Here is a 6,140-nt window from a genome sequence, read left to right as displayed (position 1 = left end):
GTTTTAAATAAGCCACCTTCTGCGTGCACTATGCATTTGGCATTGGTGCTGACAGGGTTGTCTTCTTTACCAATGTGTAGCCATTTGAAATGAGTGCTCTTGTCTTGAATGCTTCTTAAAGTTTGGCGCAGTGTCATGTGAATATCGCGATAGCGAATGATGTGGCCTAAAGCTTCTTGATTGAGTTCTTCGCGTGTCATCAGGGCACGACCAAATCGACCCGCCTGTGAAACGTGCACGCGATGAATATCAGCGCATTCAGTGGGCCAGGCATGAATCGTGTCGAGTAGAAGCTTGCTGCCATGAGACAGGGCAATACCCCGGCTATCAGCTGAAGCTAGATCGGCATCCTCTTTCGGATTTCGGTCTATCAGTGTGAGTTTTGCATCTGGAAACTTTTGTAGAGTCCAGGCTGCGCAAGCAAGGCCAACAGGCCCGCCTCCATGAATCAAGATGTCGCAACTAGATGTACTCATAGCTGATGCTTAAGCATGCTTCATGATGGCTTCAATTTCATCTGCCTTCACTGGAACCCCGCGGGAGATTAATTCACAGCCAGAACTATTAATAACTGCATCATCTTCAATGCGAATGCCAATATTCCAGAAGGCTTCATCGATATCATCCGCAGGTCTTATGTATAAGCCTGGTTCAATCGTAATTACCATACCGCTTTTGAGAATGCGCCAAGGCTTATCTTCTTTAGAGGAGCCTTCAGTTGGTTCACGATACGAGCCAACATCATGAACATCCATACCTAGCCAGTGTGAAGTACGGTGCATATAAAACCGTCGATATGCACCAGTCTCGATTGCATTCTCCAATGAACCTAACTCGGATAGTTTGAGAAGTTTTTCATCCAGCAAGCCTTGGGTCAGTATTTTGAGAGCAGCTTCGTGGGGTTGCATAAAAGTATTGCCTGGCTTAGCTACGGCAATTGCTGCTTCTTGTGCGGCGAGTGTGATGTCATAAAGCGCGCGCTGAGGACCAGAAAATTTTCCATTGACTGGAAAGGTGCGGGTGATGTCAGAAGCGTACCCATCAAGCTCACACCCTGCATCAATTAAGCAGAGGTCGCCGCTGCGTAATTCGGTTGATCCAGCGCGATAGTGCAGGATGCATGAGTTTGCGCCTCCAGCAACGATGCTGTTGTAGGCAACGCTCTGAGCACCACTATTGCGGAATTCATGGAGCAATTCGGCTTCAAGCTGATACTCTCGTATTCCGGGTTTGCACACTTGCATCGCTCGAATATGAGCGCGGGCAGAGATGGCAGCAGCACGGCGCATCGTATCAATCTCTTGTGAGTCTTTAAATAAGCGCATCTCATGAATGAATGCTTCTACATCATGAAATTCAGAAGGTGGGTTAATACCAGAGCGCGCCTGTCCACGGACTTGCTTCATCCAATGACGTAAGCGACGATCCGCTTCCGCGCTTTCTGCCAAGCGGATATAAACCGCATCTTGATCAGCCAATAATTCACCAAGTTTACGATCAAGCTCTTGATTACTGTGCGCGTATTCAACACCAAGTACTGTTGGTGCGGCTTCAGGACCGAGGCGGATCCCGTCCCAAATTTCTCGCTCGGGATCTTTCGGCCTGCAAAATAAATGGGATTGCACTTCATAGTCTTTACCACTAGCTTTTACTGCCATCACTAAAGTTGCGCCTGGCTCTTCAAAGCCAGTTAAGTAAAAAAAATCGCTGTCATGACGATAGGGAAATTCGCTATCACGATTACGGGCGACTTCAGGCGCAGTCGAAATGACTGCAACACCGCTACCAGTCTTAGCGTGAATTTGTTTTGCTAGCGCATTTCTGCGTTCTTGATAAATTTTGTTATTCATAAGCTGCATTGAGCTCTTGTAAACGTTGTGGAGTCCCTACATCGTGCCATGGACCGGCATATTTTTCACCAGACACTTTATTTTGCTCCATTGCTTCCCTCAGTAGTGGCGCTAGCTTTGCCGGAACTCCGATTTCTAATGCTTTGAAGAGGTCCTGATGGTAGATTCCAATCCCTGAAAAAGTGAGCTTCTCTGCGCCTTCAGAGGCGTGATCGCTCACTAACCCATCTTTCAGATAAAAGTCCCCATTGGGGTGCTGAGCCGGATTTGGAACCATGAGCAGGTGTGCCAATAATTGATTGGGCTGGCTGCGCAGGCTTGAGACTGCCTCTAAAAGTGACGGGACAGGTAGATTAGGGCTAAAGACATCACCGTTGATCACCAAAAAATAATCCTCCGGCAAAAGTAAGGGAAGTGCCTTGCGAATGCCCCCTGCAGTTTCTAGGGCGCTACCTTCAGGTGAGTATTGAATATTGAGCCCAAACTGTCGACCATCTTTTAGACTCTCTTCGATTTTTTCACCAAGCCACGCATGATTGATGACAACATTTTCAATGCCTGACTTAGCAAGAGCTTCAAGATGCCAAGCTAGTAATGATTTATTTTGAATCGTCAGCAAAGGCTTTGGCAGACTATCAGTCAGGGGTCGCATCCGCTCGCCCCTTCCAGCGGCAAGAAGAAAACAAGGAAGAGAGCGGTTCTTGTTCATTCGTATTTGCTAATTATTCTTTATTTTGGCGGGTGGACTCCAAAATACGCGCTAATGGTTTTAGTTCGATATAGCGATTAGCAGTAGCGATTGCATATTCCAGTACTAGAGGGATATCTTTCAGGTATCCATCCTTGCCATCACGATGAAAGAGTCTTGCAAAAATACCCAGAACTTTTAGGTGACGTTGCAAACCCATCCACTCAAAATCACGATAGAACTGACCAAAATCATCCGGCATTGGAAGTTTAGCTTTACGACCCGCCTCCCAAAATTTTATAACCCAGTCAATCACACGCTCTTCCGGCCATGCTATGTAAGCATCTCGCCATAAAGAGGCAGCATCGTAAGTAATCGGTCCATAAACAGCATCTTGAAAATCGATCACGCCTGGATTGTTTATTGCAGTCACCATTAAATTGCGAGAGTGGTAATCGCGATGGACATAGACTTTTGCTTGCGCTAGATTATTTTCGATAATGAAGTCAAAAGACTGCTTGAGTTGAGCTTGTTGCAGATCGTTTAATTGAATCTTGAGATGTTTCTTCAAATACCAGTCAGGAAATAAATCTAATTCTCTTTGCAAGAGGACTTGATCATAATTCGGCAGTACATCTGGTTTGCTAGCTAATTGCATTTGCACTAAAGCATGAGTTGCATCTGCATAAAGGTGATCTGCAGTTTCGCTATTAAGCTCTGCAAGAAAAGTTTTAGTGCCCAAATCATTTAATAAAAGAAAGCCTTCTACAGTATTTTGTTCAAGTATTTTTGGGACATTTAACCCGGCATTAGAGAGCAATAAATCCACTCGAATAAATGCGTCTAAAGGTTCATGCTCTGGAGGCGCATCCATCACGATTAAGGTCTCGAAATTGGGCTTTTGAGACTCAATGCGGAAATAGCGTCTAAAGCTAGCATCTGCCGAGGCTGGGGCCAAAGTGGCGAGATCTAATTGCCAGCTAGGCTGCAGGGCTTTTAGCCAGTTGCGGAGGGTGTTTAAGCGAGAGTCAGTCATGGTCGATTCGTATAATAAGGCTGGTCTGGATCCATGAGTCATTATCGCCGTCGCGCCGGCCTTTGCGCCCCTCTTTTTTTAGCTATGACCCCGCGCGTAATCATGGGGGTGATATTGCTTCAATTCGCGTTGCCGATTCGGGCGCAGGCTCCTGCGCCATTACCCCCGACCTCACAAACTTCTACAAACACAGTACTTTTGCCCGATCGTGGCAATGTGACCGTATTAAAGTTGGATGATCAGTTGCGCGTAAGCCGGCCAATTGAAGATGGTAAAGCTCTGACATTCACTTCTAGCGATGTAATTGATGGTGTAGTCGATCGCGATATGCATTTAAAGGGCCGTGCGCAAATTCGTCGCAATGGTGCAGTTCTGAAGGCCGATGAAATTACTTATGACCCCGATACCGATATCGCTGATTTAATTGGTAACGCTGAACTTTCCAAAGGGAATGTTGTTTTTAAGGGTCCCCAAGGACAATTTAAAGTTGATGCACGTGAAGGTGCGATGCAGACTCCTAGCTATGAGCTGCGCGATAACCGGGGAAGTGGAAAGGCAAAAAAATTAACGATTGCAGGCCCTGATATTTTTGTTTTCGATAAAGCAACCTACACCACTTGTACTCCAGAAAATATGGATTGGTATTTCACAGTCGGTAGTTTAGAAATCGATAACGAGCAAAAAGAAATGGTTGGCACACATGGAGTGATGCGATTCTTTGATGTACCGATTGCCTATATTCCTTACTTCACGGCTCCGACAGGCGGTCAGCGTCGTTCAGGACTGCTTGCTCCAGTTGCTGGCTATAACTCGAATAATGGTTTAGATATTACCCAGCCTTATTACGTCAATATTGCACCAAACCGTGATTTACTTTTATTGCCTCGTTATATGAATCAACGGGGAGTGATGTTGGGTGCGCAATACCGTTTCTTAGATACAAAATATACCGGCACCCTTGGTGGCGAGTTCTTGCCATACGACAAACAGACTGGCACTGATCGATGGAAATATGACTGGCAGCAACGACAAGCATTTACCGGAGGAGTTGGGCCGGGTGGTGTGCCCATGCCTGGTTCGTGGACAGGCTATGCGAATATGGCTAGAGTTTCGGATAATTTATACCCCACGCAATTTTCACAAAGTCTAGCAGGGGTAGTCACCAATCAATTTCGCCAAGAGGTTGGAACGACAAAAGGCCTTACAGGTAGTTTAAGCAATTGGAATGTATCCGCTAGAGCATTGACATTTCAAACCCTTCAGCCTGATCCTGCTGTCACTGTTCAATCGCCTTATAACGTCTTGCCAAATGTTACTGCTACTTATAACAATCGCTTAACTCCGACAGCTTCAGACGTAAGCGGTAAGTATGTAACCTTACCTACTGGCCCTGCAACTTCATTTTCTACAGACTTCACTCGCTTTGCGTACAACATTCAGGGACACCTAGCTGCTACTGCACCAGGTGTTTATAGCCAGGCCGATAGAACAGTAGTAAAAGGTGCAATGGCTTTACCTCAAGTGACGCCAGGTTATTACCTGACGCCTAAGGTGAGCTTTCAATCAAATAGCTATAACGCAACTCCATTCAATACCGTTGGAGTGGCTCCAGTTCAAGGTTTCACTATCCCTACATTTAGCCTGGACTCTGGAATGGCATTTGAGAGAGATGCAGCCGAGCTGAAAGGTTTTTTTGGGCGCGATATGTTGCTGACAATGGAGCCAAGGGCTTTTTATGTTTACACGCCATATCAAAGTCAAGCGCAAACACCAATTTTTGATACCGCCGATGCTGGCTTTGGCGTATCTCAAATTTTTGCTGAAAATACTTTCATTGGTAACGATCGCATTGCTGATAGAAATGCGGCAACCCTAGGTATGACTAGTAGAATGATTGAAGCTAATACGGGCGCTGAGCGAGCCAGCGTAACTCTGGCACAACAACAACAATTTACTGGCCAGAAAGTAGGCTTAAACGGCAACATTGTGAATCCCTCAACCTATTCCGATACTTTGGGTTCTGGCTCAGTGCGATTGCTTGGAAATTTCAGTGCTGATATGTTTGGTCAGTACAACACCCAGCTTAATCGCTTTGTGCAAACTACAGTGGGCGGAAGTTGGAGGCCTACTCCTGGCAGAAGTCTGAATTTTGGCTATCGTAATGTGTGGTCTCCACCAGTCCAAGCATCGGTGCAAAATAATCAATCCTTTACCCCATCCGCAACCACCACTGATCAGTACAACATCTCAGGACAATGGCCACTCTCACGCGAAGTCTCTGTATTGGGTCGATGGGGTTATGATGCCTTAACCACGAAAACATTGAATACCTTGTTGGGTCTTGAGTGGACAAGAGATTGCTGGACATTCCGTAGTGTCTACTCACAAATACTCAATACCTCTCAAATAACTACTACTCAAATACTCTTCCAAATAGAATTTAGGGGCTTTGCTAGCGCAGGCAGCAGTCCAGTTGATATCATGAAGCTAAATGTACCTGGATATATGCCTACTTCAAAACCAATTCCACCCTCCATATATGAGAACTATCAATAATGCTCAGTAG

The 6,140-nt window shown here is 45.8% G+C and carries 4 protein-coding genes and 1 pseudogene; 1 reads left to right on the top strand and 4 read right to left on the bottom strand.

Annotation, left to right across the window (positions count from 1 at the left end):
• From B6A14_RS10080 to B6A14_RS10065, 4 genes and pseudogenes are all read right to left on the bottom strand, one after another.
• Positions 1-476 (bottom strand): annotated as a pseudogene (locus tag B6A14_RS10080) (FAD-dependent monooxygenase); the annotation flags it as partial.
• A 9-nt stretch (positions 477-485) separates the two neighbouring features.
• Positions 486-1,859 (bottom strand): Xaa-Pro aminopeptidase, encoded by a 1,374-nt coding sequence (gene pepP, locus B6A14_RS10075; RefSeq protein WP_087910384.1) that lies wholly within the window; start codon positions 1,857-1,859, stop codon positions 486-488.
• Positions 1,843-2,559 carry an N-acetylmuramate alpha-1-phosphate uridylyltransferase MurU gene (gene murU / locus B6A14_RS10070; protein WP_087910383.1) on the bottom strand — a complete coding sequence of 239 codons (717 nt, stop codon included), beginning with the start codon at positions 2,557-2,559 and terminating at the stop codon, positions 1,843-1,845. The genes pepP and murU overlap by 17 nt, the downstream gene beginning before the upstream one ends.
• Positions 2,560-2,572: 13 nt before the next feature.
• Complete coding sequence (locus tag B6A14_RS10065) at positions 2,573-3,574, bottom strand: aminoglycoside phosphotransferase family protein (RefSeq protein WP_087910388.1); 1,002 nt, start codon at positions 3,572-3,574, stop codon at positions 2,573-2,575.
• A gap of 33 nt (positions 3,575-3,607) precedes the next feature.
• On the opposite strand from B6A14_RS10065, the gene B6A14_RS10060 reads away from it, so the two are divergent.
• A complete protein-coding gene (locus B6A14_RS10060; protein ID WP_087910382.1) occupies positions 3,608-6,130 on the top strand; it encodes an LPS-assembly protein LptD in 2,523 nt (840 codons plus the stop codon).
• Positions 6,131-6,140: the final 10 nt, after the last annotated feature.

Origin of the sequence: Polynucleobacter hirudinilacicola, assembly GCF_002192535.1 — a bacterium.
GTDB lineage: Bacteria > Pseudomonadota > Gammaproteobacteria > Burkholderiales > Burkholderiaceae > Polynucleobacter > Polynucleobacter hirudinilacicola.
The sequence above is the reverse complement of the archived record's forward strand: the minus strand, read 5'-3'. Positions and strand labels throughout refer to the sequence as shown.